The organism is Xanthomonas sp. NCPPB 3582, from assembly GCF_041475735.2.
Taxonomy (GTDB): domain Bacteria; phylum Pseudomonadota; class Gammaproteobacteria; order Xanthomonadales; family Xanthomonadaceae; genus Xanthomonas; species Xanthomonas codiaei.
The window spans coordinates 2,054,849-2,079,265 of record NZ_CM192968.1 but is presented as its reverse complement, the minus strand read 5'-3'; the positions used below and the strand labels follow the sequence as shown (position 1 = coordinate 2,079,265).

23 protein-coding genes and 1 tRNA gene are annotated in these 24,417 nt (G+C 68.2%); 10 read left to right on the top strand and 14 right to left on the bottom strand.

The window, feature by feature from the left end:
* Positions 1-100 precede the first annotated feature (100 nt).
* Genes ACCQ05_RS08870 through ACCQ05_RS08850 form a run of 5 tightly spaced genes read right to left on the bottom strand, consistent with a single transcriptional unit; the run spans position 101 to position 4,736 of the window.
* Entirely contained in the window at positions 101-1,009 is a 909-nt protein-coding gene (locus tag ACCQ05_RS08870) for a dihydrodipicolinate synthase family protein (protein WP_372393542.1), read from the bottom strand.
* A complete protein-coding gene (locus ACCQ05_RS08865) occupies positions 1,006-2,319 on the bottom strand; it encodes an FAD-dependent oxidoreductase (RefSeq protein ID WP_372393541.1) in 1,314 nt (437 codons plus the stop codon). The genes ACCQ05_RS08870 and ACCQ05_RS08865 overlap by 4 nt, the downstream gene beginning before the upstream one ends.
* On the bottom strand, positions 2,312-2,557 hold the full coding sequence (locus ACCQ05_RS08860; RefSeq protein ID WP_064508952.1) for a 2Fe-2S iron-sulfur cluster-binding protein: 246 nt from the start codon (positions 2,555-2,557) through the stop codon (positions 2,312-2,314). The genes ACCQ05_RS08865 and ACCQ05_RS08860 overlap by 8 nt, the downstream gene beginning before the upstream one ends.
* Positions 2,554-3,798 carry an NAD(P)/FAD-dependent oxidoreductase gene (locus tag ACCQ05_RS08855; RefSeq protein WP_372393540.1) on the bottom strand — a complete coding sequence of 415 codons (1,245 nt, stop codon included), beginning with the start codon at positions 3,796-3,798 and terminating at the stop codon, positions 2,554-2,556. The genes ACCQ05_RS08860 and ACCQ05_RS08855 overlap by 4 nt, the downstream gene beginning before the upstream one ends.
* Positions 3,798-4,736, bottom strand: coding sequence for a proline racemase family protein (locus ACCQ05_RS08850; protein ID WP_372393539.1), 939 nt, complete (start codon positions 4,734-4,736; stop codon positions 3,798-3,800). Before ACCQ05_RS08850 ends, ACCQ05_RS08855 begins: the two co-directional genes overlap by 1 nt.
* Before the next feature lie 161 nt (positions 4,737-4,897).
* Here ACCQ05_RS08850 and ACCQ05_RS08845 point away from each other — a divergent pair, with 161 nt between their 5' ends.
* The 4 genes from ACCQ05_RS08845 (at position 4,898) to ACCQ05_RS08830 (ending at position 9,268) form a co-directional block, all read left to right on the top strand.
* Positions 4,898-5,614, top strand: a complete 717-nt coding sequence (locus ACCQ05_RS08845; RefSeq protein WP_104542937.1) for an AraC family transcriptional regulator — start codon at positions 4,898-4,900, stop codon at positions 5,612-5,614.
* 171 nt (positions 5,615-5,785) lie between these two features.
* The gene (ftsY, locus tag ACCQ05_RS08840) at positions 5,786-7,462 is read left to right on the top strand and encodes a signal recognition particle-docking protein FtsY (protein ID WP_372393538.1); all 1,677 of its coding nucleotides are present in this window, start codon (positions 5,786-5,788) and stop codon (positions 7,460-7,462) included.
* A 434-nt stretch (positions 7,463-7,896) separates the two neighbouring features.
* The gene (gene mutY / locus ACCQ05_RS08835) at positions 7,897-8,970 is read left to right on the top strand and encodes an A/G-specific adenine glycosylase (RefSeq protein WP_372393537.1); all 1,074 of its coding nucleotides are present in this window, start codon (positions 7,897-7,899) and stop codon (positions 8,968-8,970) included.
* Positions 8,971-8,989: 19 nt separating this feature from the next.
* Positions 8,990-9,268 (top strand): oxidative damage protection protein, encoded by a 279-nt coding sequence (locus ACCQ05_RS08830; protein WP_104542932.1) that lies wholly within the window; start codon positions 8,990-8,992, stop codon positions 9,266-9,268.
* A gap of 145 nt (positions 9,269-9,413) precedes the next feature.
* Here ACCQ05_RS08830 and ACCQ05_RS08825 read toward each other — a convergent pair whose 3' ends face one another.
* The 3 genes from ACCQ05_RS08825 to ACCQ05_RS08815 all read right to left on the bottom strand — a co-directional run bounded on the left by ACCQ05_RS08825 (position 9,414) and on the right by ACCQ05_RS08815 (position 11,974).
* On the bottom strand, positions 9,414-11,039 hold the full coding sequence (locus tag ACCQ05_RS08825; RefSeq protein ID WP_372393536.1) for a hybrid sensor histidine kinase/response regulator: 1,626 nt from the start codon (positions 11,037-11,039) through the stop codon (positions 9,414-9,416).
* Positions 11,040-11,359: 320 nt separating this feature from the next.
* Positions 11,360-11,635 carry a hypothetical protein gene (locus ACCQ05_RS08820; RefSeq protein WP_228961187.1) on the bottom strand — a complete coding sequence of 92 codons (276 nt, stop codon included), beginning with the start codon at positions 11,633-11,635 and terminating at the stop codon, positions 11,360-11,362.
* Positions 11,636-11,898: 263 nt separating this feature from the next.
* Positions 11,899-11,974, bottom strand: a tRNA-Phe gene (locus tag ACCQ05_RS08815).
* A 180-nt stretch (positions 11,975-12,154) separates the two neighbouring features.
* Here ACCQ05_RS08815 and ACCQ05_RS08810 point away from each other — a divergent pair.
* The 6 genes from ACCQ05_RS08810 to ACCQ05_RS08785 all read left to right on the top strand — a co-directional run bounded on the left by ACCQ05_RS08810 (position 12,155) and on the right by ACCQ05_RS08785 (position 18,551).
* Positions 12,155-12,691, top strand: coding sequence for a lipocalin family protein (locus ACCQ05_RS08810; RefSeq protein WP_228961188.1), 537 nt, complete (start codon positions 12,155-12,157; stop codon positions 12,689-12,691).
* Between the two features lie 231 nt (positions 12,692-12,922).
* Complete coding sequence (locus ACCQ05_RS08805) at positions 12,923-13,399, top strand: LEA/WHy family protein (protein WP_228961189.1); 477 nt, start codon at positions 12,923-12,925, stop codon at positions 13,397-13,399.
* A 37-nt stretch (positions 13,400-13,436) separates the two neighbouring features.
* A complete protein-coding gene (locus ACCQ05_RS08800) occupies positions 13,437-15,230 on the top strand; it encodes an acyl-CoA dehydrogenase C-terminal domain-containing protein (RefSeq protein ID WP_372393535.1) in 1,794 nt (597 codons plus the stop codon).
* Between the two features lie 207 nt (positions 15,231-15,437).
* Positions 15,438-16,094, top strand: coding sequence for an HNH endonuclease (locus ACCQ05_RS08795; RefSeq protein WP_372393534.1), 657 nt, complete (start codon positions 15,438-15,440; stop codon positions 16,092-16,094).
* A gap of 313 nt (positions 16,095-16,407) precedes the next feature.
* Positions 16,408-18,324: a 1-deoxy-D-xylulose-5-phosphate synthase gene (dxs, locus tag ACCQ05_RS08790; RefSeq protein WP_228961218.1), complete on the top strand. Its 1,917-nt coding sequence runs from the start codon at positions 16,408-16,410 to the stop codon at positions 18,322-18,324.
* Between the two features lie 32 nt (positions 18,325-18,356).
* Complete coding sequence (locus ACCQ05_RS08785; protein WP_372393533.1) at positions 18,357-18,551, top strand: hypothetical protein; 195 nt, start codon at positions 18,357-18,359, stop codon at positions 18,549-18,551.
* Between the two features lie 4 nt (positions 18,552-18,555).
* Here ACCQ05_RS08785 and ACCQ05_RS08780 read toward each other — a convergent pair whose 3' ends face one another.
* Genes ACCQ05_RS08780 through ACCQ05_RS08755 form a run of 6 tightly spaced genes read right to left on the bottom strand, consistent with a single transcriptional unit; the run spans position 18,556 to position 24,332 of the window.
* On the bottom strand, positions 18,556-19,809 hold the full coding sequence (locus ACCQ05_RS08780; protein WP_372393532.1) for a glycosyltransferase: 1,254 nt from the start codon (positions 19,807-19,809) through the stop codon (positions 18,556-18,558).
* Positions 19,799-20,410, bottom strand: coding sequence for a hypothetical protein (locus ACCQ05_RS08775; protein WP_228961192.1), 612 nt, complete (start codon positions 20,408-20,410; stop codon positions 19,799-19,801). Before ACCQ05_RS08775 ends, ACCQ05_RS08780 begins: the two co-directional genes overlap by 11 nt.
* Positions 20,388-21,539: a glycosyltransferase gene (locus ACCQ05_RS08770; RefSeq protein WP_372393531.1), complete on the bottom strand. Its 1,152-nt coding sequence runs from the start codon at positions 21,537-21,539 to the stop codon at positions 20,388-20,390. Before ACCQ05_RS08770 ends, ACCQ05_RS08775 begins: the two co-directional genes overlap by 23 nt.
* The gene (locus ACCQ05_RS08765; RefSeq protein ID WP_372393530.1) at positions 21,530-22,489 is read right to left on the bottom strand and encodes an NAD-dependent epimerase/dehydratase family protein; all 960 of its coding nucleotides are present in this window, start codon (positions 22,487-22,489) and stop codon (positions 21,530-21,532) included. The genes ACCQ05_RS08770 and ACCQ05_RS08765 overlap by 10 nt, the downstream gene beginning before the upstream one ends.
* Positions 22,486-23,334, bottom strand: a complete 849-nt coding sequence (locus ACCQ05_RS08760) for an MBL fold metallo-hydrolase (protein WP_372393529.1) — start codon at positions 23,332-23,334, stop codon at positions 22,486-22,488. The genes ACCQ05_RS08765 and ACCQ05_RS08760 overlap by 4 nt, the downstream gene beginning before the upstream one ends.
* A complete protein-coding gene (locus ACCQ05_RS08755) occupies positions 23,334-24,332 on the bottom strand; it encodes a 3-oxoacyl-[acyl-carrier-protein] synthase III C-terminal domain-containing protein (protein ID WP_372394001.1) in 999 nt (332 codons plus the stop codon). Before ACCQ05_RS08755 ends, ACCQ05_RS08760 begins: the two co-directional genes overlap by 1 nt.
* Between the last annotated feature and the right edge of the window lie 85 nt (positions 24,333-24,417).

The following is a 24,417-nucleotide window of genomic DNA, read 5'->3' as shown; positions in this document are numbered from 1 at the left end:
CTGCGCATCGATCGGGACACGACCGCCCTGCAGGCGGCTGCGTGCCGACGCGACACGCTGACAGAGTGTCGTGGCGTGCAGCGTCATGGTGCCTGCGCAATCACGACAGCTTGGGCGCGTGTGCGATGGCATGGTCGATCACCTTCAGCGCCGCCTCGCGCTCGGCACCGGCCACCACCAGCCGCGGCGCGCGCACCTGCTCGCTGCCCATGCCCACCTTCGCCTGCACCAGTTTGATCAGCTGCACGAAGGTAGGCACGGTATCCAGGCGCAGCAGCGGCAGGAACCAGTTGTACAGCTCCTTGGCCGCCGGGTAGCCGCCATCGCGCGCCAGCTCGAACAGACGCACCGACTCTCTGGGATACGCATTGACCAGGCCGGCGATCCAGCCCTTGGCACCCATGCTCAGGCCTTCGACGATGGCATCGTCCATGCCCACCAGCAGCGCCAGGCGGTCGCCCAGCAATTCCTGCAATGCGGCAAAGCGGCGCACGTCGCCGGAGGATTCCTTCACTGCCTGCAGATTCGGGAAGTCGCCGGCCAGCTCGGCGATCTGCGCCGGGCCGAAATCGGTCTTGTAGGCCACCGGATTGTTGTACAGGATCACCGGCAGATCGGTCGCGCCGATCACCGCGCGCACATGCGCGCCCATCTCGCGCCAATCGGTGGAATACACGTACGGCGGCAACACCATCAATCCGCCGCAGCCGATCTGCTTGGCCGCCTTGGCCAGCGCCACCGCCTCGCCGGTCGCCAGGCTGGCGATACCCGGCACCACCGGCACGCGGCCGTTGAGGGCAGTGACCAGGGTGCGCAGGATCGCCAGCTTGTCGTCCACGCTCAAGGTGGCCGCTTCGCCCAACGAGCCCAGCGGCACGATCGCGGTGCAGCCGGCGTCCACCAGCTGGTTGGCGTGCTTGCCGAGGAACTCGTGGTCGATCTCGCCGCTGGCGGTGAACGGGGTGGTGATGGCCGGCAACACGCCGTGCCAGAACGCAGCAATGCTCATGGGTGATTCCCTTGCGAGTCGGAAGTAAACGGGTCGGCCAGCGCCGCGAGGCGGACCGGGAACAACGGCGGCCGGCGGCCGGCGTCGGTGGAAAGATCGGGCAGGCAGCGGCCCAGTTCGGCCAGCGCGGTGCCGCAGATGCGGCCCTGGCAGGCGCCCATGCCGCAGCGCGACGCCAGCTTGGCGTCGCGTGCATCGTGGAAGTTGTTCAGCGCACCCAGCGGCACGTCTTCGCAGCGGCAGACCAGGGTGTCCGGGCGCGCCAGGGCGTGGATGCGCCGGTCCAGCGCGAATTGCTGTTGCAGCAGTTGCGCAAACGCGCGCGCCGCACGTCGGCGCGGCTGCAGCCGCAGCGCCTCGTCCGGCGCGCCGGCGGCCATGTGTCCGGCCATCGCGCCTTCGACCAGCGCGCAATCGCGCCCGCCGATGCCGCAGGCTTCGCCGGCCGCGAACACCTGGGTGACGCTGGTGCGCAGCAAGGCATCCACCTGCACCTGCCGATGTGCGCCGCAGGGCTCCAGCCGGCAGCCCAGCAATTGCGCCAGCTCGGTGTTGGGCACCAGGCCGTAGCCCACCGCAAGCTGATCGCAGGCAAGACGGCTGCGCCCGGCCGGCCCCTCCAGCTCCACTTCGCGCAGCTGCGTCTCGCCGTGCGCGGCCACCACCACGCTGCCGCTGCGATACCCGACCCGATGCAATTGCAGCCGCAGCGCTACCGCCTGCGCGGCCTTGCCCGGCCAGCGCCACAGCTGCGCGGCGAACCTGCGCAGTGCCGCCGCCGATGCCTGTTCGTGAATGCCCAGCACCGTGGCGCCATGCCGTTGCAAGGTCGCAGCGCTGGCCAACAGCAATGGCCCGCTGCCGGCCACCAGCACGCGCTTGCCGGCCAGCGGCCAGCCCTGCTTGGCCAGCGCCTGCGCCGCGCCGGCGCCGGTGACGCCGGGCAGCGTCCAGCCCGGAAACGGCAGCAAGAGCTCGCGCGCACCGGTGGCCAGCACCAGGGCGGCGTAATGCAGTTGCAGCGTGCCGTCCGGGCCATCGGCCAGCAGCCATCCGGGCTGCGCCAGCACGATCTGCGTGCGCGTCAGCAGCGTGATCGCGGCGGTATCGCCCACCTGCTGCAGCAACGCGCGCGCATCCCGCGATGCGCCGTGCCGCACATCGCTGCGCCACACCTGCCCACCCGCGCGCGGCTGCATGTCCACCACGCCCACGCGCACGCCGTGACTGGCCGCCGCCTGCGCCGCCGCCAGGCCTGCCGGGCCGGCACCGATCACCAGCACATCGAAATGCAGCACGCGCTCAGCCATCGGTGCGTACCTGCATGCCGTCGCGTGCCTCCACCAGGCAGGCGCGTTGCTGGCCGATCCCGTCGATGCGCACCCGGCATTCGAAACACACGCCCATGCCGCACAGCGGCGCACGCGGCTGCCCGCTGCTCGATTGCCGGAACTGCAGCGTGGCCTGCGCCACCGCGGCCGCCACGCTGGCACCGGCAGGCACCTCCACCGGCTGCGCATCCACCTGCAGGCGCACCGTCGCGCTCATGCGGCATGCCCCTGCACGGCGCGCGCCGGCGCATACGGCGCCGGGTCGATGGCAGGCGTGCGCCCGAGCAGGCTGTCCACGATCACCCGTGCGCTCCCCAGCGCCGTGGTGACACCCAGCCCCTCGTGCCCTGCCGCCACCCAGACATCGCACCGGCCGGGCACCGCCCCAAGATACGGCCGCCCGTCCGGCGTGGTCGGACGCAGGCCTGTCCATACGCGGATGGCCTGCAGCTCGCGCAGCACCGGCAAATAGGCGAATGCACGCTGCAGCATGCGTTGCAGCACCGGCATCGACAGCGCGCGATCGTGCTCGCCGAACTGCCGCGACGAACCGATCAGCAATTGCCCGGTGGGCCGCGGCTGCACGTTGAAGGCCACGCTGGTGTCGTCGGCGCCATGCGCCGAATCGGCATAGCCCAGTTCCAGCAACTGATGCCGGATCAGCCCAGGGTGGCGGTCGGTGATGACCAGGTGGCCCTTGCGCGGGCGCAGGGCCAGCTCCGGCAGCAGCTGCGGCAGCGCCACGCCGCTGGCCGCCAGCACCGGCCCGGACAGCTGCTGCCCATCGTCCAGGCGCACGCCCTGCTCCAGCAACTGCGCCACGCGGCGGCCAGCGAACAACTGCGCCCCCGCCGTGCAGGCCAGCCCCACCAGATGCCGGGCCACGCGCGGCGGGTACACCACCGCTTCGTCGGGTACCCGCATGCCGCCGGCCAGGCCCGGCACCAGCTGCGGCTCCAGGGCATACAGCTGCTGCGCATCGATGGCGTCAGCGTGCAGGCCGGCCGCTGCCAGCCGCGCGATCTTGGCCGGCACCGCCGCCAGCTCACGAGCATCGCGGGCCACCCACAAGGTGCCGCAACGGCTGAATTCGGCCTCGCTCAACGTGGCGAAGCGCTCCCACAGGCGCAGCGAATAGGCCGACAGCGCCAGCTCGGCCGGGTCGTCGTCCATCGCCACCAGATGGCCCATCGCCGCCGCGGTGGAGCCGCCGCCGATCGGCCCCGGCTCCACGATCGCCACACGCAGGCCCTCGCCCGCCGCGGCCTCGGCGCAGGCGGCGCCGACAATACCGGCGCCGATCACGATCAGGTCGTAACTGCGTCGCGTGGAAGCGGTAGAGGTTCCGCCCTCGGCGCGGGTTGCAGCACCGGCTGGCCTGTCGTTCGCAGACGCCGGCGCCGAACCAGCCGCCGACGCGACCGACGCAGGTTCCGGCGCGGGCCGCGCGGCGTGCATCAGGCCACGATGCCCCAGGCGAACGGATCGGCCGGGTCGATGACCAGCTGCGAGCGCGCCGTGATATGCGCCTGCCCGCTGATGCGCGGCGCAATGCCACGCCCGCTCAGCCGATAACTGCCCTCGAAAGCGCTGCCCAGGATGCCTTGCTGCACCCAGCGCTCGCCTTCGCCCAGCTTGCCGTCGGCGGCCAGGCAGGCCAGCTTGGCGCTGGTGCCGGTGCCGCAGGGCGAACGGTCGTAGGCCAGCCCCGGGCACAGCACGAAATTGCGCGCCACGCCGCTGCCGTCGGGCGCGGCGCCGTTGACTTCGATGTGATCGATTTCGCCCCCCGCCTCCCCCGTGATCCCGGCCGCTTCCAGCGCCAGCCGGATCGCCTCGGTGTACGCGGTGAGCTCGCGCTGATGCGCCAGGTCCAGCACGCACGGCGCCTGCTCGGTGATAAAGAACCAGTTGCCGCCCCAGGCCACGTCGCCGCGCACCCGCCCGTAGCCCGGCACGTCCACCTCCACCCCGGCGGCGGCGCGATAGCTCTCGACGTTGTCCACCCACACCGTGCCGTCGGCGGCCAGCTCCACCCCCACGGTGCCGACCGGGGTTTCGATGCGGTGCTGCCCTGGCCCGATCCGCCCCAGTTCCGCCAGCGTGCGCACCACCCCGATGGTGCCGTGGCCGCACATCCCCAGATAACCCACGTTGTTGAAGAAGATCACTCCGGTGCAGGCGCTCGGGTCCCGCGGCGGCAGCAACAGCGCGCCCACCATGGTGTCCGAGCCGCGCGGTTCGCAGGCGATGGCGCTGCGCCAGCGATCGAAGTCGCGGCCAAAGCGCTCGCGACACTGCGCCAGGTCGCCCTCGCCCAGGTCGGGGAAGCCGGAGAGCACCACGCGGGTAGGTTCGCCGGCGGTATGGGAGTCGATGACGTCGATGGTGTGCATGACCCATGCTCCCACCGCCGGCCCGCGAACGACTAGCGTGCAATGCGAAGTGAAAATGCGGAAATCCGCACAATCGACAAGCTGCTTCAGGGCCGCGCGTTTGCGCTAGGATCAATAACGGGCTGCACCTTTCGTACAGCCGTCCAACCGTGACTGCCACCATGACCCCGATGGACCTCAACCTGCCCGCGCTGGAAATGCAGACGCTGTTCGATGCACTGCCGGACGTGGTGTTCTTCATCAAGGATGGCGAAGGCCGCTACACCCACTGCAATCTCACCCTGGTGCGCCGGCTCGGGCGCAAGCTGCGCAGCGAGATCATCGGGCGCTCGCCGCTGGAGGTATTTCCGCTGCCGCTGGGCGGCAGCTACATGATGCAGGACCGTCGCGTGCTGCTCGGCGAACTCATCGACAACCAGCTGGAAGTGCACCTGTATCCCAACCGGTTGCCCGGCTGGTGCCTGACCTTCAAGCGCCCGCTGTGCGAGGCCAACGAGGTGATCGGCGTGGTCGGCATCTCGCGCGACCTGGGCCAGCCCGACAACCGCCATTCGGCCTACGAACGCCTCAGCCAGGTGATGGACCACATGCAGGCCAACTTCGGCGACAACCTGCGCGTGCAGGCCCTGGCCGACCTGGCCGGGTTGTCGGTGGCGCAGCTGGAACGGCACTTCCGCCGCGTGTTCCAGGTCACCCCGCAGCAGCTGCTGACCAAGCTGCGCATCGAATCGGCGATGCGGCTGCTGTACGGCGAGGACAGTATCGCCAGCATCGGCCAGCGCTGCGGCTTCGCCGACCAGAGCGCGTTCGCGCGCCAGTTCAAGGCCACCGTCGGCATGACGCCGCGCGATTATCGGGCCCTCAAGGGACAGCTGTAAGTCTGCATCCAAGCGCTGACACAAAGCTGGCACAAATGCCGAATTCGGCAGCATGGCAGGGCTCGCTGACGTCATCCTGGCCGCCGACCTGACAGCGCAGCACTGAAAGGCGCGTCAAGGTGCGCCGGGGCCCGGATGGTAGAATTCCCGGTTTCCCCTACTGCGTTGCCAATGGCCAGCTTTTTCCGCCGCAACAAGCCCACCACGCCCGACAGCTCGCGTACTTCGCGCTACAGCCTGGAAGAACTGGCAGCCGCATTTCCCACCGCACCGGCTGCCGCCACGCCTGGCTCGCCGCTCGAGGCCATGCCGCCTGCGCAGACCGGCACAGCGCCGGCCATCGAAACGCCAGTAACGCCCGCGCCAGCCGCAGCGCCCGCGCCGATGGCGGACACCCCCAAGTCGGCTGTGACCCCGGCCGACGCGCTCGCGCGCGACATCGCGGCACGCACCGGCCAGGCGCAGAGCATCGCCGCGGTGCCGAGCGCGCCGGCGCCGCCTGCCGCAGCAGCACCGTCCGCCCTGCAGGCCCTGCCGGATCCGGCACCGAGCGCTGCGCCCACCCCGCCGACCCCGGTGGTGGTGGTTCCGCCGGTGGTCGTGCAGCGGCAGCATGTGCCGGACGCGCCTGCTGCCGCGCCCGCCCCTGCGGCAGCTCCCCCGACGCAGCCTGCAGCGCCAGCACCGGCCACCACACCATCAGGTGCCGCACCTGCTGCTGCCGTCCCAGCAGCCATCCCATCGGTCGCCGCTGCGCCGGCCATCGTGCCACCGGCAGCAACCCCAGCGGCCTCCGCTGCCCCTGCCGCCGCTCCCGCAAGCGCCACTCCGGTGGTCACCGCACCCGCCATCGTCAGCAGTCCGGCGCCGGCCACGCAGGTTGGCGACAGCATCGTCGGCCAGCACGATGCCCTGCCCGCTGCGCCGGCCGGCAAACCCGGCTGGCGTGAGCGGCTGCGCAACAGCAGCTTCGCGCGCAGCTTCGGTGGGCTGTTCTCGCGCAACCCCAAGCTCGACGACGACCTGCTCGACGAGATCGAAACCGCGCTGATCACCGCCGACGTCGGCATCGGCGCCACCACCGCGCTGGTGGAAGGCCTGCGCAAGCGCATGAAATCGCGCGAATTCGCCGACGCCCAGGCACTGTTCAAGGCCTTGCGCGCCGACCTCATCGCGCTGCTGCAGCCGGTGTCCAAGCCGCTGCTGATCGACCGCTCGCTCAAGCCCTTCGTGGTGCTCACCGTCGGCGTCAACGGCGTCGGCAAGACCACCACCATCGGCAAGCTCGCCAAGCGCTTCAAGGACGAAGGCCACAGCCTGATGCTGGCCGCCGGCGACACCTTCCGCGCCGCCGCGGTGGCACAGCTGCAGGCCTGGGGCGACCGCAATGGCGTGGCGGTGATCGCGCAGGGGCAGAACGCCGACGCCGCGTCGGTGGCCTTCGATGCGCTGCAGGCCGCCAAGGCGCGCGGTACCGATGTATTGATCGCCGACACCGCCGGCCGCCTGCACACCCAGACCGGCCTGATGAACGAACTGGGCAAGATCCGCCGCGTGCTCGGCAAGATCGACGCCGCCGCCCCGCACGAAGTGCTGATGGTCATCGACGGCACCACCGGCCAGAACGCCATTTCGCAGCTGCGTCAGTTCCATGCCGCGGCCGGCGTCACCGGCCTGGTGGTGACCAAGCTCGATGGCACCGCCAAGGGCGGCGTGGTATTCGCACTGGCACGCGAGTTCAACATCCCGATCCGCTTCGCCGGCATCGGCGAACGGCCGGAGGACCTGCGCGTGTTCGACCCGGTGGCCTTCGTGGATGCCTTGTTGCCGGAGGCGCTGGGCGGTTGATTGAGAGCCGGGACCCGGGACCGGGGACCGGGGACAGCACAGGCAGCGGTAACTGTCGCCGCCGCCGCACCACGCAATCGACGTAATGCCAGCCCGGCACGTTCTTGAAAGCCGTTCGCTTGGCTTGCGGCGGTTGCTGCAGGCACCAACAACGTCGGCGCGGATACAGCACGGTGACAAGGGCGCTGTACAGCATGGCTGCTGCCCACGTTGCACTTTTGCGCTCGCGGGAGGTAGTCACGGCGGACCGTCTGCACCTGGCCACTGCGCGCGACGTCCCGTTGGCCGCTCCAGGCCCCGCAGATCGCCGGGCGACGGCGACGGCCCTGCACTCCGCACCATCGCCCGGCCGGCCACGATGGCCGGCAAGGTATGTCATCGTCCGACGGTTCAAGCACGCCCCCAAGCCTCTCTCTTTCCAGCCAGCAGACCTCATGCCCGCCGATCCCGCCGCTTCTTCTTCAGACAGCTTCGTCGCTGCGTTGCTGCACTGGTTCGACGACCACGGCCGCCACGATCTGCCCTGGCAGCATCCGCGTGCGCCATACCGGGTCTGGCTGTCGGAAATCATGCTGCAGCAGACCCAGGTTGCGGTGGTCATTCCCTACTTCCAGAAGTTCGTCGCGCGTTTCCCGACCCTGCCCGATCTGGCCGCCGCCGATAACGACAGCGTCATGGCGCACTGGGCCGGGTTGGGCTACTACGCGCGGGCGCGCAATCTGCATGCCGCCGCCCGGCAATGCGTCGCCTTGCACGGCGGCGAGCTGCCGCGCGATCTCGATGCCTTGCTTGCGCTGCCCGGCATCGGCCGCAGCACCGCCGGCGCGATCCTCAGCCAGGCCTGGAACGACCGTTTCCCGATCATGGACGGCAACGTCAAACGCGTGTTGACGCGCTTCCACGGCATTGCCGGCTACCCCGGGCTGCCGGTGGTGGAAAAGCAGCTCTGGCAGCTGGCGAGCATGCACGTTGCACAGGTTCCCGACGGTCGCCTGGCCGACTACGCGCAGGCGCAGATGGATTTCGGCGCCACCTTGTGCACGCGCGCCAGACCGGCCTGCATCGTGTGCCCGCTGCAGCAGGCATGCGTCGCGCGCCGCGAAGGGCTGGTGGACGCATTGCCCACCCCCAAACCGGGCAAGGTGTTGCCCGAGCGCGAAGCCACGGCGCTGCTGCTGGAAAACACGCAGGGCGAGATCCTGCTGCAGCGCCGCCCGCCCACCGGCATCTGGGCCTCGCTATGGACGCTGCCGCAGGCCGACACCGACAGCGGCATGCGCGCCTGGTTCGCCAGCCATATCGACGGCGACTACGAACGCGCCGACGCGCTACCGCTGCTGGTGCATACCTTCAGCCATTACCGCCTGCATCTGCAGCCCTTGCGCCTGCGCAAGGTCGCGCTGCGCGCAGCGGTGCGCGACAATGACGACCTGCGTTGGGTGGCCCGCGCCGATCTCGCTTCGCTGGGCCTTCCCGCACCGATCCGCAAGCTGCTCGCTACGCTCTAATCGCTTCGAAGGAAATCGCATGTCCCGCACCGTGTTCTGCCAGTACCAGCAATGCGATACCGAAGGCCTGGATTTCGTGCCCTACCCCGGCGAACTTGGCCAGCGCGTGTTCGCGCAGATCGGCAAGACCGCCTGGCAGGCGTGGCTGGCGCACCAGACCATGCTGATCAACGAAAACCGGCTGTCGCCGCGCGACCCCAAGCACCGCGCCTTTCTCGAGACCGAGCTGCAGAAGTTCCTGTTCGAGCGCAACGCCGACAAGCCGGAAGGCTATGTCGCGCCGCTGGGCGAGGAATAGTCAGGCAGGGATTCGGGGTTCGGGATTCGGGATTCGGGATTCGGGATTTGGGATTGAAGACGTCGGCCGCGATGGGGCGGAACCGCGGCAAGCGAATCTCTTGCTGAGAAGATCTGCCAAGTCGCTCGCGCCGGCTGTCGCCGCCTCAACCCACGCCAGTGGGCCCATCCAGCAGCATGCGGATGCGCTTGAGCAATTCCTTCTGCGTGTACGGCTTGTTGACCACGTCGAACTCCGCTCCGCCCACATCGGTTCGCTGGATGCTGGCATCGGCATAGCCGGTGGTCAGCAATACCTTGATCCTTGGCAGCATGCGTCGCGCCTCGCGCGCGAGCACCACCCCGTTCATGCCACCGGGCATGATCAGGTCGGTGAACAAGGCATCCACCTCCGGGTGCTGCTCCAGCAGCTCCACCGCCTCGCGCCCGCTCGATGCAGAGAGGATGCGGTAACCGGCGTTCTCCAGGAACATCCTGGCCACCACCGCCACGTCCTGCTTGTCTTCCACCACCAGGATGGTCTCGTTGCCACCCTTGTCGATCGCACGGCTCTTGGCCAGCTGCAGATCGTTCTCGAACTCGCTGGACGCCGGGAAATACAGGCGCACCGTGGTGCCCTCGCCCACTTCGCTGTAGATGCGCACGGTGCCGCCGGATTGCTTGACGAAGCCGTACACCATCGACAGCCCCAGGCCGGTGCCCTGGCCTTCGTCCTTGGTGGTGAAGAACGGCTCCATCACCCGGCTGGCCACTTCCGGCGGCATGCCCGAACCGGTGTCGCTGACCGCAATGCTGACGTAGCGGCCGGGTGCCAGCTGGTGGTGCATCGCCAGATCGTGATTGGTGATCTCCACGTTCTGCGTCTGCACGGTGACTTCCTTGCGCTCGGACTGCGCCATCGCATCGCGCGCGTTGATCAGCACGTTCAATAGCGCCACTTCGGCCTGCGTGGTGTCGATCTGGCAATTCCACAAACCCTCTTCCAGCGACTGCCGCAAGCTGATGCCGCCGCCCAGCGCGCGCTCGGCCATGTTGTTCATGCCCGACACTAGGCCATTGAGATTGACCACCCGCCCGCGCAGCTTCTGCTTGCGCGAGAACGCCAGCAACTGCTGGGTGAGCGTGGCGGCCTTGGCGGCCGCGGTTGCGGCATGCTCGGCACTGAAGGCGATGCGCTCGGCATTCTTTGCGGCATCGCCGGAGGCCATCATCTGGATCACCTCCAGATGCCCGGACATCACCTGCAGCAGGTTGTTGAAATCGTGCGCGATTCCGCCAGTCAACTGCCCCAGCGCCTCCATCTTCTGCGCCTGGCGCAGCGCGTCTTCGGCATCGCGGCGTCGGCTCACATCCAGCTGCGAGCCGAAGAAGTACACCAGGTTGCCCTGATCGTCGAATACCGGCGAGACGAACAGCGCATTCCAGAACGAGGAGCCGTCCTTGCGGTAATTCAGCACCTCGGTGGCGAATTCGCGGCGGTTCTCGATCGACTCGCGTACGTCCTGCACGCTGGCCGGATCGGTCTCCGGGCCCTGCAGGAAACGGCAGTTGTTGCCGATGATTTCCTCGGCCGAATATCCGGTCATTTCCAGGAAGGCGCGGTTGGCGAACACGATCGGATTGTCCGGCAGATGCGGGTCGGTCACCGTCATCGGCATGCGCGTGGTTTCCACCGCAGCAAAGAAGATGTCCGAGCGGTGCTTCTCGACCGGCAGGCTGCGAGTTTTGCTGATCATGGGCGCTCGCAGCTCCTGGTGACGGGAATCGTTCAAGTGGTGTTCTCCGCGGGGCCATTCCCGTTCCCGCAGTTTAGTTGGCTGCAGTGAGTCGATTCCTCACATCGATGAGCCTTTCCCATACGACCACGCCCATCCATGCAACCGAATCGGCCGCTGCCCCGCACAGCCGAATCCACGGCATCGCATGCACGCAACGCTCACAAGCATCCATCTGCAGGCGCTCTCGGCTTTCGGCATGGACGCATCATTGCCATTACCTGGTCCATGTCGAGGAGACACGCATTGACGCCAGGTTGCTCATCGAATCGACTGATTTGCTACTGCAGCCATGGCACATACCGCGCGGGGCGCAGCTACTCGCCTGCGGTTTCGCCGAGGCGGTATTCCTTCGGATCCAGAAATTCCGCCAGGCACGAGCCCACCCGCAAGGCCTGCTCGCGCGCATCGCCGCGATAGTCGCCCTCTCCGGCACCTTCGATCGTGGCGATCGGCGCGCTGCGGTCGCGGTGATAGACGAACGCAGTCGAAAACCACCGGGTTTCGCCGGGTGCCTGACTTTCCATCGTTTCCACGCGAAATTCGCCGCAGTAGCCGTGGATCAATGTGCGTCGAAGGGTGTTGTGGGTCATGCGCAAAGTATCGCCACGCCGGGCTGAAGATCGCGTGGAAAACCAGGCCGCGAACAACGGCACCGGCCACTTGCCGCGTGCGCTGCAGAAGCAGTGATCAAGCTGTCTCCACCGCGGCACCCATCCATCACACACCAGCGCCAATCGAGCGAGCAACGCCATCGACACCGCCGCAACGAACGGTCGGATCAGCAGCCATGCGAAGGAGAAATCACGGAACCGGGAGACGCCGGAAAGCCTTGCGAACGAAGGCTTGCAGAAAATGGTGGCCGAGGACGGAATCGAACCGCCGACACGGGGATTTTCAATCCCCTGCTCTACCAACTGAGCTACTCGGCCACTTGCCTGCAACACGATGCCTGCGTTGCGAGGACGCGCATCATAGCGAGCAGGCGAAGTTTGGGCAAGCGTTGCGGCCAACTTTGTTGCCAGGCCAGGTTTTAGGAAGGTTTCTTGCGCCGGTTCACGCCGCGCGGCGGGGTGCATGGCCTAGCCTGCGCGCGTCCACCGGAGATCCTCATGCGCCTGCCCCGCCTGTTGTTGTCGTGCATTGCCCTGCTGCCGCTGACGGCGCTTGCGCAGCAACCGGTGCGTGCGGTGCCGCAGCTGGATCTGTCACGCTACGCCGGGCAGTGGCATGAGATCGCGCATCTGCCGGTGTCGTTTCAGAAGAAGTGCCGCGGCGACATCACCGCCAGCTACACGCTGCGCGACGATGGCCTGATCGGGGTGCGCAATGGTTGCCGCACCGTCAACGGCGAGCTGGCCCAGGCCGACGGCGTGGCGCGCCCGGTCCAGGGCCAACCCGGTCAGTTGCAGGTGCGTTTCGCCCCCGAATGGCTGGGCTGGTTGCCGCTGGTGTGGGCCGACTACTGGGTGATCGCGCTGGATCCGGACTATCAATGGGCGGTGGTCGGCGAGCCGGACCGCAAGTACCTGTGGATCCTGTCGCGCTCGCCGCAGATGCCGCGCGCGCAGTTCGAGCAGCTCAAGGCGCAGGCCACCCGCATGGGCTACGACCTGTCGCCACTGATAGTGGCTGCGCCATTGCTGTGAATCAGGCCGCCTGACAACCGCTGACGGCGACGTCGCCCTGGATGGGCCAGCACACCTCCGGCGCCGCCGCCGGGCAGACGCGCCGGTGCCAGCCCCACGCCGGTTCCGAGCTCACCGTCTTCGCCCACCTTGCGACTGCTCGCGACATTCTGTTGGCCGCTCCAGGCAGCAAGGCGCCATCCGTACTGCGTAGTATTCTTGGCGCCGCCTCATCGCCAAGGACCCAAGTACATGCGTCGTGCCTATCGCCTTCTGATCGTGTCGCTGGCCTGCGGGCTGCTGTTGAGCGGCTGTGGCGGCGCGGTGCGCCGTGTGTCCGAGCCGGCAGCCAGCATCCAGCAACTCACCGTGCGTGCCGACGGCTCGTGGTCGGTGGATCTGCGCCTGCAGAACTACAGCAGCATTCCGATGCAGTTCGAGCGCGTGGCGCTGGAGATCTCCGCCGGCGATCAGGTGGCCGGCAAGCTCGACCAGGCCGTGGGCATCTCGATCGGCCCGGAAACCGCCGACATGGTCACCGTCAACCTGCAACCCACCTCGCTGGGCCGGATTACCGTGGCCGACGTGCTCGCCGGCGGCCGCTCGCTGCCCTATACCCTCAAGGGCACCGTGTGGGCGACCCCGCAGGACAAGAAACAACGCGAGTTCGCGGTGGAATCGCGCAACACGCTCAGCCCGGCCCCCGGCCTCAACGGCGTGCTGCGCTGACGCGCACGCCTCCCGTACCGTCTTCGAAGGATCCCGCATGAGCAGCTATACCGCCCCGCTGACCGACTTCCGTTTCGCCCTGCACGACGTCCTGGGCGCCGAAGCCCTGTTCGCCCGGCTCGGCTACACCGAGGCCAGCGCCGACATCATCGATGCCGTGCTCGAAGAGGCCGGCCGCTTCACCACCCAGGTGCTGGCGCCGCTGAACAGCGTGGGCGACGAAATCGGCTGCGCCTTCGACAAGAGCACCCACGCGGTGACCACCCCGCCCGGCTTCCGCGCCGCCTACGATCAGTTCGTGGAAGGCGGCTGGAACGGGCTGACCGCCGAGCCCGAATTCGGCGGCCAGGGCATGCCGCATCTGCTGGGCGTGCCGCTCAACGAAATGATCAACTCCGCCAATCTGGCCTGGGGCAACTTCCCGCTGCTCTCGCATGGCGCCACCGAGGCGCTGCGCCAGCACGGCGAGGCCTGGCAGCAGGAGGTCTTCCTCAAGCCGCTGATCGACGGCCGCTGGACCGGCACCATGTGCCTGACCGAACCGCACTGCGGCACCGACCTGGGCCTGCTCAAGACCCGCGCCGAGCCCAATGCCGACGGCAGCTACGCCATCACCGGCACCAAGATCTTCATCACCGCCGGCGAGCACGACCTCACCGACAACATCGTGCATCTGGTGCTGGCCAAGCTGCCCGATGCCCCGGCTGGCGCCAAGGGCATCTCGCTGTTCGTCACTCCCAAGTTCAAGGTGGGCCGCGACGGCACGGTGGGCGAACGCAACGCACTGCATTGCGGCTCGATCGAATACAAGATGGGCATCAAGGGCTCGGTGACCTGCGTGATGAACTTCGAGGGCGCCCAGGGCTATCTGGTCGGCCAGCCGCACAAGGGACTGCAGGCGATGTTCACCATGATGAACACTGCGCGCCTGAGTGTGGGCCTGCAAGGCATCGGCCTGTCCGAGCGCGCCTACCAGAACGCCCTGCGCTACACCCGCGAGCGGCTGCAGTCGCGCGCACTCAGCGGCGCCAAGGCACCGGACAAGCCTGCAGACCCGATCATCGTGCACCCGGACGTGCGCCGCATGTTGCTGACCATCAAGTCGCTGACCGAAGGCAGCCGACTGCTGGCCCTGCACGCGGCCAGCCTGGTCGACCTGGCCCACCGTGGTGCCAGCGAGCAGGAACGCAATGATGCCGAGACCCTGGTGAGCTTCCTCACCCCGATCTCCAAGGCCTGCCAGACCGAGTGGTCGATCGAGAACACCTACCACGCGCTGCAGTGCTTCGGCGGCCACGGCTACATCCGCGAGTACGGCATGGAGCAGCTGGCGCGCGATGCCCGCATCACCACCATCTACGAAGGCACCACCGGCATCCAGGCGCTGGACCTGATCGGCCGCAAGACCGCCGCCAGCCAGGCCGCCGGGCTCAAGCTGTTCCTGGCCGACGTGGAAACCTTCGCCAAGGCACAGGAAGACAATGCGGCACTGGCCGAGTTCATCAAGCCGCTGCGCGACAAGGCCAGCGAATGGGCCATGCTGACCCGCGACGTGCTCGACCGCGCCGCGCGCAACCCGGACGAACTGGGTGCGGCCAGCTACGACTACCTGTTCTATTCCGGCTACGTGGTGCTGGCGTACTGGTGGGCGCGCAGCGTGGCCGCCGCCGATGCCTCGGCGCAGGGCGAGGAGTTCAAGCGCGCCAAGCGCGAGACGGCACGCTTCTATTTCGCCCGCATCCTGCCGCGCACGCTGACCCACGCCGCTACCATCCGCAGCGGCGCCGCACCGTTGATGACGCTGGAGGCGGAGCTGTTCGGCGACGCCTGAGCGCCAGCGCATCGCGGCAGGCTGCCGCCGTCGTAGGAGCGGACCTGGCCGCGACAAGCCGACACAGATCGGCAAAGCCTCGCGCCCGGGGGCGCTCCTACAGATAACCATCACGACCCCCGCTGTCGTAGGAGCGGACCTGGCCGCGACGAGGCCGTTCGCTGCGATACACAAACTGTCAACGATCGGGTATAAGCTGTTTTCCCGATGGAGACAGACACGCACGCAGGTGATGTGATCTTCCCCGGAGGCAGCACTGCTCCGGTCGCGGGCAGCGCTGTCGCTGCGATCCAGCAACTGCCCACCTTGCGCCTGCTCTCGCTCGATGCGCATGGCCGGGTACTGGACTGGATCAACTGGCAGGACGCTGCCTGCCTGTATGCACGCGATGCGGTGTCCTGGACGCTGGGCGAGCCCTGCATGCAGATCCACGGCGGCATCTCGCGGCTCACCGGCGAACGCAGCACGCTGGACCTGCATCCCATCATCGCCGCACGCGGCCATGCCCGTTCGCGCGCGCTGGACCCCACCCCCACGCTCAGCAACACCGCGCTGTTCGCGCGCGATGCGCAGTTGTGCATGTATTGCGGCCAGCATTTCAGTCGCCCGCATCTGACCCGCGACCACGTGATGCCGGTCTCCAAGGGCGGGCGCGACACCTGGGAGAACGTGGTCACCGCCTGCTTCCAGTGCAATTCGCGCAAGGCCAACCGCACCCCGCAGCAGGCGCACATGCCGCTGCTGGCGGTGCCGTACCGGCCAAGCTGGATCGAGCACCTGATCCTGTCCAACCGCAACATCCTCTCCGACCAGATGGCGTTCCTGCGCGCCCAGTTGCCGAAACGTTCGAAATTGTCGCTGTAAGGCGCATCGGGCCGCTTCTGATCTTCACCGCGACCGCGCCGATCTTCGGCCGACCCGGCGCGTCGGCAAGTCGCTCGTCCGCCAGCCAGGCATGCCGCGCGCAAGCACCGTGCAGCCGCCGCGTCTGGCCCCCCATCACTGCCAGGAATGCATCGCGCAGGGTGCGGCAGATTGCCGCAGGCGCCTGCGTGCAGGGCACAGGCCAGCAGCACCGGGGCCGCATCGTCCTCACCGCCCGCTGACAGCTGAACCGGTTTGCTTGCCGGGCCTTCGCATGGGGAGGACAATATGGTTTCAGCACATTGACACGATGATGATCGACTCCACCCGCTATCCGCGCCTGTCGCGCATCCAGACCCCCGACGACCTGCGCCGCTTCGACGAGGCCGAGCTTGCGGCCATCGCAGACGAATTGCGCGCCTATCTCATCGAATCGGTGGGCAAGAGCGGCGGGCACTTCGCGGCCGGGCTGGGCGTGATCGAACTCACCGTGGCCCTGCACTATCTCTACCAGACTCCGGTCGATCAGCTGGTGTGGGACGTCGGGCATCAGACCTACCCGCACAAGATCCTCACCGGCCGGCGCGACCAGATCCACACGGTCAAGCAGAAGGACGGCGTGGCGCCGTTTCCCAAGCGCGAGGAGAGTCTCTACGACACCTTCGGCGTCGGTCATTCGTCGACCTCGATCTCGGCCGCGCTCGGCATGGCGATCGCCGCCCAGCGCAATGGCGACGACCGCAAGGTGGTGGCGGTGATCGGCGACGGTGCGATGACCGCCGGCATGGTGTACGAGGCGCTCAACCATGCCGGCGGCATGGACCCGGAGCCGAACCTGCTGGTGATCCTCAACGACAATCGCATGTCGATCTCCGAGGCGGTGGGCGGGCTGACCAAGATGCTCGGCCGTGCCAGCGGCAGCCGTACCCTCAATGCCATCCGTGAGGGCGGCAAGAAGATCCTCGGCGACAAGAAGAACAATCCCACCGCACGCTTCGTGCGGCGTTGGGAAGAACACTGGAAGGGCATGTTCGTGCCGTCCACGCTATTCGAGGAAATGGGCTTCCACTACACCGGCCCGATCGATGGCCACGACCTGCCCGGCCTGGTCGGCGCGCTGAAGACGCTCAAGACCCTCAAGGGCCCGCAGCTGCTGCACGTCATCACCACCAAGGGCAAGGGCTACGAGCTGGCCGAAGGCGACCAGATCGGTTATCACGCGGTCGGCCCGTTCGACCCGAGCAAGGGCCTGGTCGCCAAGACCGGCGCCAGGAAGCCGACCTATACCGATGTCTTCAGCGACTGGGTCTGCGACATGGCGGCCGCCGAGCCCAGGCTGCTGGTGATCACCCCGGCGATGCGCGAAGGCTCGGGGCTGGTGCGCTTCAGCAAGGAGTATCCGCAGCGCTACTTCGATGTGGCCATTGCCGAACAGCATGCGGTGACGCTGGCCGCCGGCATGGCCACGCAAGGCGCCAAACCGGTGGTGGCGATCTATTCCACCTTCCTGCAGCGCGGCTACGACCAGCTGGTGCACGACGTGGCGGTGCAGAAGCTCGACGTGCTGTTCGCGATCGATCGCGGTGGCGTGGTCGGCCCGGACGGCGCCACCCATGCCGGCAACCTGGACCTGAGTTTCCTGCGCTGCGTGCCGCACATGGTGGTGATGGCGCCAGCCGACGAAGCCGAATGCCGCCAGATGTTGAGCACCGGCGTGCACTACGCAGGCCCGGCCGCGGTGCGCTACCCGCGCGGCACCGGCCCGGGCGTAGCACTGGATGCCTCGCTGACCGCCCTGCCGATCGGCAAGGCGCAGCTGCGCCACAGCGGCACGCGCATCGCCCTGCTGGGCTTCGGCGCATGCGTGGACGCCGCCGAGGCGGTGGGCCGCGAACTTGGCCTCACCGTGGTCAACATGCGCTTCGTCAAACCGCTGGACAAGGCGATGCTGCTGGAACTTGCCCGGACCCACGACGGCTTCGTCACCATCGAAGACAACGTAGTGGCCGGCGGCGCAGGCTCGGGCGTGTCCGAGCTGCTCAATGCCGAAGGCGTGCTGATGGCGATGCTGCACCTGGGTCTGCCGGACAGCTTCCAGCAGCACGCCAGCCGCGAAGACCTGCTGGCCGAAGCCGGCATCGACCAGGCCGGCATCCGTGCCGCGGTGCTCAAGCGCTGGCCACAGCTGATGGCCACCAGCGCACCGGCATTGAACGCTGCCGCGGGCTGAGCGCGACCGACCCGTCACGCCGCAACCACCCGGTGACGGCAGTTGCACAGGAACCGGCAGACGCCCTGCGTATGCCGGTTTTTCTCTGGCCGATCTACCGGCCCGTCAACCTCGCTGCGCAGTCGCACCAGACGCACCGCACCGTGGCGCTGTCTCGCGCGATCGCAGGCGCATGGTTGCATTGCCGCCGCGTGCGGCTGCAGCGCGAGATCATGCCACTCGCCTGAGACGCTACGCCGGCACCGCGCCGCTGCACTGAAACGCGTCCACCAGCTCCACGATGCGGCCACGCGCGTGCAAGGCATGCAGCTCCGTCTGCAACCGACGCACACCCCGGCCCGGCTCGGGAGACGCCAGTGCCTGGCGCAACAGCGCCGGCAGCCCATCCAGTTCCCGCAGCCACCATGCCGCACCGGCGGCCTGCAACCGTGCGGCGTGGTCGAACTGGTCGTAGTCCAGTGGATACACGATGGACGGCAGCCCCGCATCCAGGCAGGCGTACAGGATGCCGGCACCGCCGTGGTGAACCACCAGCGCGTAGCGATGCAGGTGCTGCGCATAGTCCACGTAGGGCAGACGCCGGTAGTTGCCGCATGCCGGCCGCGGCGGTGCGGCGGTATCGCCATCGCTGAAGTGGAACACCACCTCCGGAAACTGCGGCGCCAGCGCGCGCAACACCGCATCCATGCGCTGCTTGACCCATTGCAGGTGCGTACCCAGGGTCACCAGCACATGCCGCCGCCCGGCGAGAAACTCCGGTGCCTGCACGGCTGACGGGGGCGTGCACAACTGCGGCCCGACAAAGCGCAGTGCGGCGGGCCAGCGCTGTGCGAATTCGAACGACGGCACTCCCAGGGCCAGGATGCACTGCGGCGAATACACCGCCTCGCTGCCATCGTTGCGGTACAGCGCCGGCAAGCCGCAGGCCCGCATCTGCCGCCGGTAGCAGGCATGCAGGCTGCGCTTGAAGCCGCGGGTGAGCCGCCGGGCGATCGCATGCCAGGCACGCTGGCGCAGCGTGGTCACAGGCAGCAGGCCACCGAAGTACGCCGGCGGCCCGTCGCCGGTTTCGATCACGCAGGGCGATGGCATGCTGGTCCACCAGGCGATGCCCATCGCCTGCGCCGCCAGCCCGGCACTGGGCAGGGTGAAATCGGCGATCACCAGGTCCGGCCGCCGCGTGCGCCAACGCGCCTGCAGCGCATCGCCCACCTGCGCCATCAATCCCAGCGCGTTGTGCAGCTGCCGGCGCAGCCGCAGCGGATTGTGGCCCACCGCATGCGGCGGATTGGCGATCTCCAGCAACACGCGGTCGGCGTGCGCATCCAGGACGCCTGCGCCGCGCAAGCCACATGCCTGGATACGCGCCTGCGCAGCCGGCGTGCTGATCACGTGCACGTCGTGATGCGGCGCCAGCTGCCGGGCGATGGCCAGGATGGGATGCAGATGCCCGCTGTACGGCGGGGCGACCAGGTCAATGCGCATGCACCCTGCCCCGCAACGTCTGTTGGATCGTAGCGACGAAAGCCTGGCAGGCTGACAGCACGTCCGCAGTGGTCAGGTAATCCATATGCCCGCAGGCCGGCGCCAGCTGCACCGGCCCACGAAACAGCGCACGCGAAATCCAGTCGCCGCGCCCTTGCACGCTGTGCAACTGCGCGAACGTGGCCGGTTCGTGGCAGACCGGGCCGTAGGCGAACACCGCCAGACGCGCGCGCAGGTCCTGCGGCAGCTGCAGCGCGGTGAGCAGCTGCAACCCGCAGCTGCCGGCCAGCAGCACCGTCATCGGCGCCTGCGCGAGCAAGGCCTGCACGCTCATGCGGTCGCTGTGCGCCACGCGCGCCGCACGCGCGGCCAGGTACTGGCGCGCGTTGCAGACGCTGGCGCGCCACAGCGCAACGCGACGATGCGGCGCCATGTCGCTGCGGTACGGGTAATTGGATGCGATCAACTGCCGGCCATCGCCATGCAGCTGCTGCAGGAAATCGCGTTGCTGCGCGCTCAAGGCGCAGCTCGCCGGATCGCTTTGCCCGGTGAAAAAAGCGATCTGCAGGGACGGCACGTCACTGCGCACGGAAGCGACCATCCGCCAGCACGCGGTAACGCCGCGTGCGCCAGGCGATGCTGCGTACGCAAGCCGCGTGCAGCAGGTGCAGCGGCTGCAGGCATTCGGCCAGGACCGACAGCAGCGGCCGGTGGCGTACCGCACCGCTGCTGCGCCACTGCACCACGCACAGCAGCAGCGCGCGCAGCAGCAGGGTCGTCGCCCCGCAGGCGATGGACCAGCCTCCGGGTTGCACGCAGATGGCGAGCAACAGGGCCAGCAGCAAAACCGGCGGCACCCCCTGCAGCACCGCGATGGCAACGGCGATACCGATGCGTTGACGGCGCAGCAGGATCGATGCGAACAGCATCCAGCGGTGCATCTGGCGGGCATAGCTGGGCAGATCCGGCATGGCGGTACGCATCGCCACCGGGGCGATGGATTGCCAGAGACGGCCACCTCGTTCGCGCACCAGGGCGGCCACGGCCAGATCGTCGGTAAGCTGGTCCAGCACGCCGCCAAGACCGCCCCAGGCACGCAGGCATTCGGTGCGCGCGGCGTAGCACATGCCGTTGATGGTCAGCGGCGCGGCAAACGGTAGCCAGCCTAGATAGGTGAGCGCGGCATTGTTGTTGACGAACTGCGCCAGCAGCCGCCCGGCCAGCGTGTCGCTGTCGCGGTAATGCGGCAACGCGGTGACCAGATCGGCATGCTGCAGATCGCGCAGCAACTGCGCCAGCGCAGCGGCGCTCAACTGCGCATCGTCATCCAGCACCAGGCTGATCGGCGCCTGCACCTGCGCAAGCGCCGCCTGCAGCTTCCACGCCTTCGGATTGAGATCAGGCGGCGCGGCGGGCACCTGCATGCGGGTAATGCGTAACTGCGGATACAGCGCCACCAGCGCATCGGCCACCGTGTTGCCGGCGCGGTCATCCGCATCCAGCAGCCACAGGAAGTGCGCCTGCGGCAGCGCCTGCAGGTTGGCGGCCAGCACCTGCTGCAGATGCGCGTCGCCGCCCAGGATGGGCTGCAGGATCGCCACATCCGCCTGGCTGGCTGCAACGTCATGCAACGGCGCCCTGGGTGCGCGACGCATCACCCACAACACCGCTGCGGTCTTGACGATCAGCAAGGCCAGATAGAGCGCAGCCAGGGCCGCCACTAGGCCCATTGCGCCGCCTGCCAGCGGACGAACGCCTCCAGCCCCTCCTCCAGGCCGACACTGGGCGGGCCCAGATCGGCCAGCGTGCGCTGCGGATTGAAGGTCTTGGAATACGCGAACACGCCCACGCCGAAACGCGTGATCGGCGGCTCGCTGCGCAACCGCAACAGGCGATACGCGCCCTCCACCACGCTGGCCATGCGCAGCGCGGTGCCGATGCGCACCTGGCGCTGCGGCAGCGGCAAGCGCAGGCGTGACAGCACATCCAGCAACAGCTGCTGCAGGTCCACCGGCTGCGCATTGGTGAGGTTGTAGGCGCGCTGCAACTGCGGCGCGGTGGCGGCGCGGTAGAGGTAATCGCACAGCGCATCGATGTAGATCAGGTCGCCGATCACCGGCTGGGTCTGTCCGACGAAGCGCGGCAGCGCGCCCTTGCGGGCCGCCGCGATCACGCGCGGGAACAGCACCGTATCGCCGGGGCCGAACACCGCACGCGGGCGCAACACCGACCATTGGCCTGGATACGCGTCCAGCAGCGTTTCACCCAGGTACTTGGTCTGCGCATAGGTGTTGACGAAGGACGGGCCGATCGGGCTGTCCTCATCCAGGTCGTACTGATGTTCCTCGCGGTAGAACACCGAACTGGACGAGACATACAGCAGGCGCGGGCAACCGTGCCGCCTGCAGAAGTCGATGACGTTGGCGGTGGCCTGCACGTTGTGCTGGTGGAACTGCGCGCGCGTTCCCCACGGCGAGGCCAGCGCAGCGGCATGGATCACCACGTCCGGCTGCCAGTCCAGCACGAACGGCTGGCTCAAATCGATGCGGTGATAGTTGGGCAACGCGCAGGCGCGGCGGCCGATGCCGTGGATCTCGACACCGGGCCGCCCCTGGAAACGCCGCAGGAAGGAACCACCCACAAAACCGGACGCACCGGTCACGAGAATGCGCAGGCTCATCGCCACTCCGGTTGATAACGGTCGAGACTGGGCTGGCAGTGCGAAGGCAGGATGACCAGCTCCGGATGCGCCTGCGACAGGCCGTGCAGCTGCCGCACGGTGCGCTGGAAAGCGGGCCAGTCGTGCATCACCAGGCGGGTGGGCCAGGCTGGCCATTGCAGTGACTTCCAGGTCGCCGACGACCACACCGCATCTGCGCACAACAACACCTCGCGGTCCTGCTGATCGCGCAGCCATAGCCCCATCTGTCCCGGCACATGGCCAGGCAACGACACGGCCAGCACGCTGCCGTCCTCGAACAGATCGTAGGCAGCGCCCAGGCCCTGCCAGGCACCGGTCGATGCGCGCTGCGGCGCCTGTTCGGCAAACTGCAGGCGCCGATCGAAATCGGCCGGCAGCAGCTGCGGCAACAGCGCGCGGCGCAACCCGCCCAGGCGCGAACAGCTGCGCATCTGTTGATAGTCCGCGCGCAGGCAGATGAAACGCGCGTTCGGCAAATCGCGCAGGCCGCCGATATGGTCGGCGTGGAAGTGCGAGATCAAGCACCAGGCGATCTCGTCCAGCTGCACGTCACGACGCGCCAGTTGCGCGCCCAGGGTCTCGTGCGCCGGCAGCGTCACCGGCGTGGTCCAGCGATACAGGCGTTCCGGCCACGGATCGGTGGCGCGGAAGAAATGCCCCGCATAGCCGGTGTCGTAGAGCAGCGCGCCGCGTTGCGGGTGCCGGATCAGCACGCTCAAGGCCGGAAACTCGACCGCATGCCAATGCCCATCGGCGCGCACCATGCGCTCGCAATGCCGGCAATGGCCGATGCGCAGCAGCTCGAGCGAAACGCGCGGTGCCATCAGTAGCGCAACACCATGCCGCCGATCGCCAGGCCGGCCCCGGTGCCGAGCAAGGCGACCAGTTCGCCGCGCTGCAGTTGCCGATCCACCACGGCATGATGCAAGGCATGCGGCAACGAGGCGGCCACCTGGTTGCCGGTGGTCGACAGGATGCGTACCACCTGTTCGGCAGGCAGCCCCAGCGCCTGCACCACATGATCCAGGCCGCCACCGGAGGCCTGGTGCGGTACCAGCCAGCGCAAAGCAGTGGCCGCAACTCCCGCTTCGTCCAGCAGCTGCGTCCAGAACGCCGGCAGGTGACGCGCGGCAAAGCGATACGCGCCACGGCCATCCATCCAGAACAGCCGCGAGGCCGCAGGCGCGCTGGCCTCTCCGTATGGTGCGCGAGTGCCACCGCCACCGATGCGGCACAGGTCCGCGCCGCTGCCGTAACTGGCAAGGCGGCTGGACAGCAGCGCCGAGTCCTGGTCTGCGCTGCTGCGCCCGACCATGACCGCGGCAGCACCATCGCCGAACAATCCCGCCGTGCCGGGGGTGGCATCGTCCAGCCCGGCCGAGGCCACTTCGCTGGAGACGATCAACACGCGCCGATAGCGGCCCAGGGCCAGCGCACTGGCGGCCATGTCCAGCGCCACCAGGAAACTCAGGCAGGTGGCATTGACATCGAATGCGGGAATGCCGGAATCGCCCAGCCCCAATGCGCGCTGGATCAGCACCGCCTGACAGGGAATCGGTTGCTCCATCACCGCGCAGGCCGAGATCAGGCAATCGATCTGGCTGGCGTGGATGCCGGCATTGTCCAGCGCCTGCCGCGCCGCGCCCGCTCCCATCGACGATGCCGTTTCGCCCTCACCCACGTAATGGCGGCTGACGACACCCAGCCGTGCGGCGGTGGTTCCAGCCGGCAACTGCCAGCGCGCATCCAACTCGCCCGAGGTGACTTCGCGCGCCGGGACATGGCGTCCGGTGCCGAGGATGCGCAGCGGCAATGCGTTCAACACGAAAGCTCTCGGCAAACAAGGCGCGCAGCATACAGTGGCAGGAACAGCATGCCTAACCCACCCGGATGGCCAGTCGCCCTGC

Coding starts and splice junctions, on each gene's coding strand:
- ACCQ05_RS08870 (WP_372393542.1), bottom strand. CDS start 1,009: ATGAGCATTGCTGCGTTCTGGCACGGCGTGTTGCCGGCCATCACCACC.
- ACCQ05_RS08865 (WP_372393541.1), bottom strand. CDS start 2,319: ATGGCTGAGCGCGTGCTGCATTTCGATGTGCTGGTGATCGGTGCCGGC.
- ACCQ05_RS08860 (WP_064508952.1), bottom strand. CDS start 2,557: ATGAGCGCGACGGTGCGCCTGCAGGTGGATGCGCAGCCGGTGGAGGTG.
- ACCQ05_RS08855 (WP_372393540.1), bottom strand. CDS start 3,798: ATGCACGCCGCGCGGCCCGCGCCGGAACCTGCGTCGGTCGCGTCGGCG.
- ACCQ05_RS08850 (WP_372393539.1), bottom strand. CDS start 4,736: ATGCACACCATCGACGTCATCGACTCCCATACCGCCGGCGAACCTACC.
- ACCQ05_RS08845 (WP_104542937.1), top strand. CDS start 4,898: ATGACCCCGATGGACCTCAACCTGCCCGCGCTGGAAATGCAGACGCTG.
- ftsY (WP_372393538.1), top strand. CDS start 5,786: ATGGCCAGCTTTTTCCGCCGCAACAAGCCCACCACGCCCGACAGCTCG.
- mutY (WP_372393537.1), top strand. CDS start 7,897: ATGCCCGCCGATCCCGCCGCTTCTTCTTCAGACAGCTTCGTCGCTGCG.
- ACCQ05_RS08830 (WP_104542932.1), top strand. CDS start 8,990: ATGTCCCGCACCGTGTTCTGCCAGTACCAGCAATGCGATACCGAAGGC.
- ACCQ05_RS08820 (WP_228961187.1), bottom strand. CDS start 11,635: ATGACCCACAACACCCTTCGACGCACATTGATCCACGGCTACTGCGGC.
- ACCQ05_RS08810 (WP_228961188.1), top strand. CDS start 12,155: ATGCGCCTGCCCCGCCTGTTGTTGTCGTGCATTGCCCTGCTGCCGCTG.
- ACCQ05_RS08805 (WP_228961189.1), top strand. CDS start 12,923: ATGCGTCGTGCCTATCGCCTTCTGATCGTGTCGCTGGCCTGCGGGCTG.
- ACCQ05_RS08800 (WP_372393535.1), top strand. CDS start 13,437: ATGAGCAGCTATACCGCCCCGCTGACCGACTTCCGTTTCGCCCTGCAC.
- ACCQ05_RS08795 (WP_372393534.1), top strand. CDS start 15,438: ATGGAGACAGACACGCACGCAGGTGATGTGATCTTCCCCGGAGGCAGC.
- dxs (WP_228961218.1), top strand. CDS start 16,408: ATGATCGACTCCACCCGCTATCCGCGCCTGTCGCGCATCCAGACCCCC.
- ACCQ05_RS08780 (WP_372393532.1), bottom strand. CDS start 19,809: ATGCGCATTGACCTGGTCGCCCCGCCGTACAGCGGGCATCTGCATCCC.
- ACCQ05_RS08775 (WP_228961192.1), bottom strand. CDS start 20,410: ATGGTCGCTTCCGTGCGCAGTGACGTGCCGTCCCTGCAGATCGCTTTT.
- ACCQ05_RS08770 (WP_372393531.1), bottom strand. CDS start 21,539: ATGGGCCTAGTGGCGGCCCTGGCTGCGCTCTATCTGGCCTTGCTGATC.
- ACCQ05_RS08765 (WP_372393530.1), bottom strand. CDS start 22,489: ATGAGCCTGCGCATTCTCGTGACCGGTGCGTCCGGTTTTGTGGGTGGT.
- ACCQ05_RS08760 (WP_372393529.1), bottom strand. CDS start 23,334: ATGGCACCGCGCGTTTCGCTCGAGCTGCTGCGCATCGGCCATTGCCGG.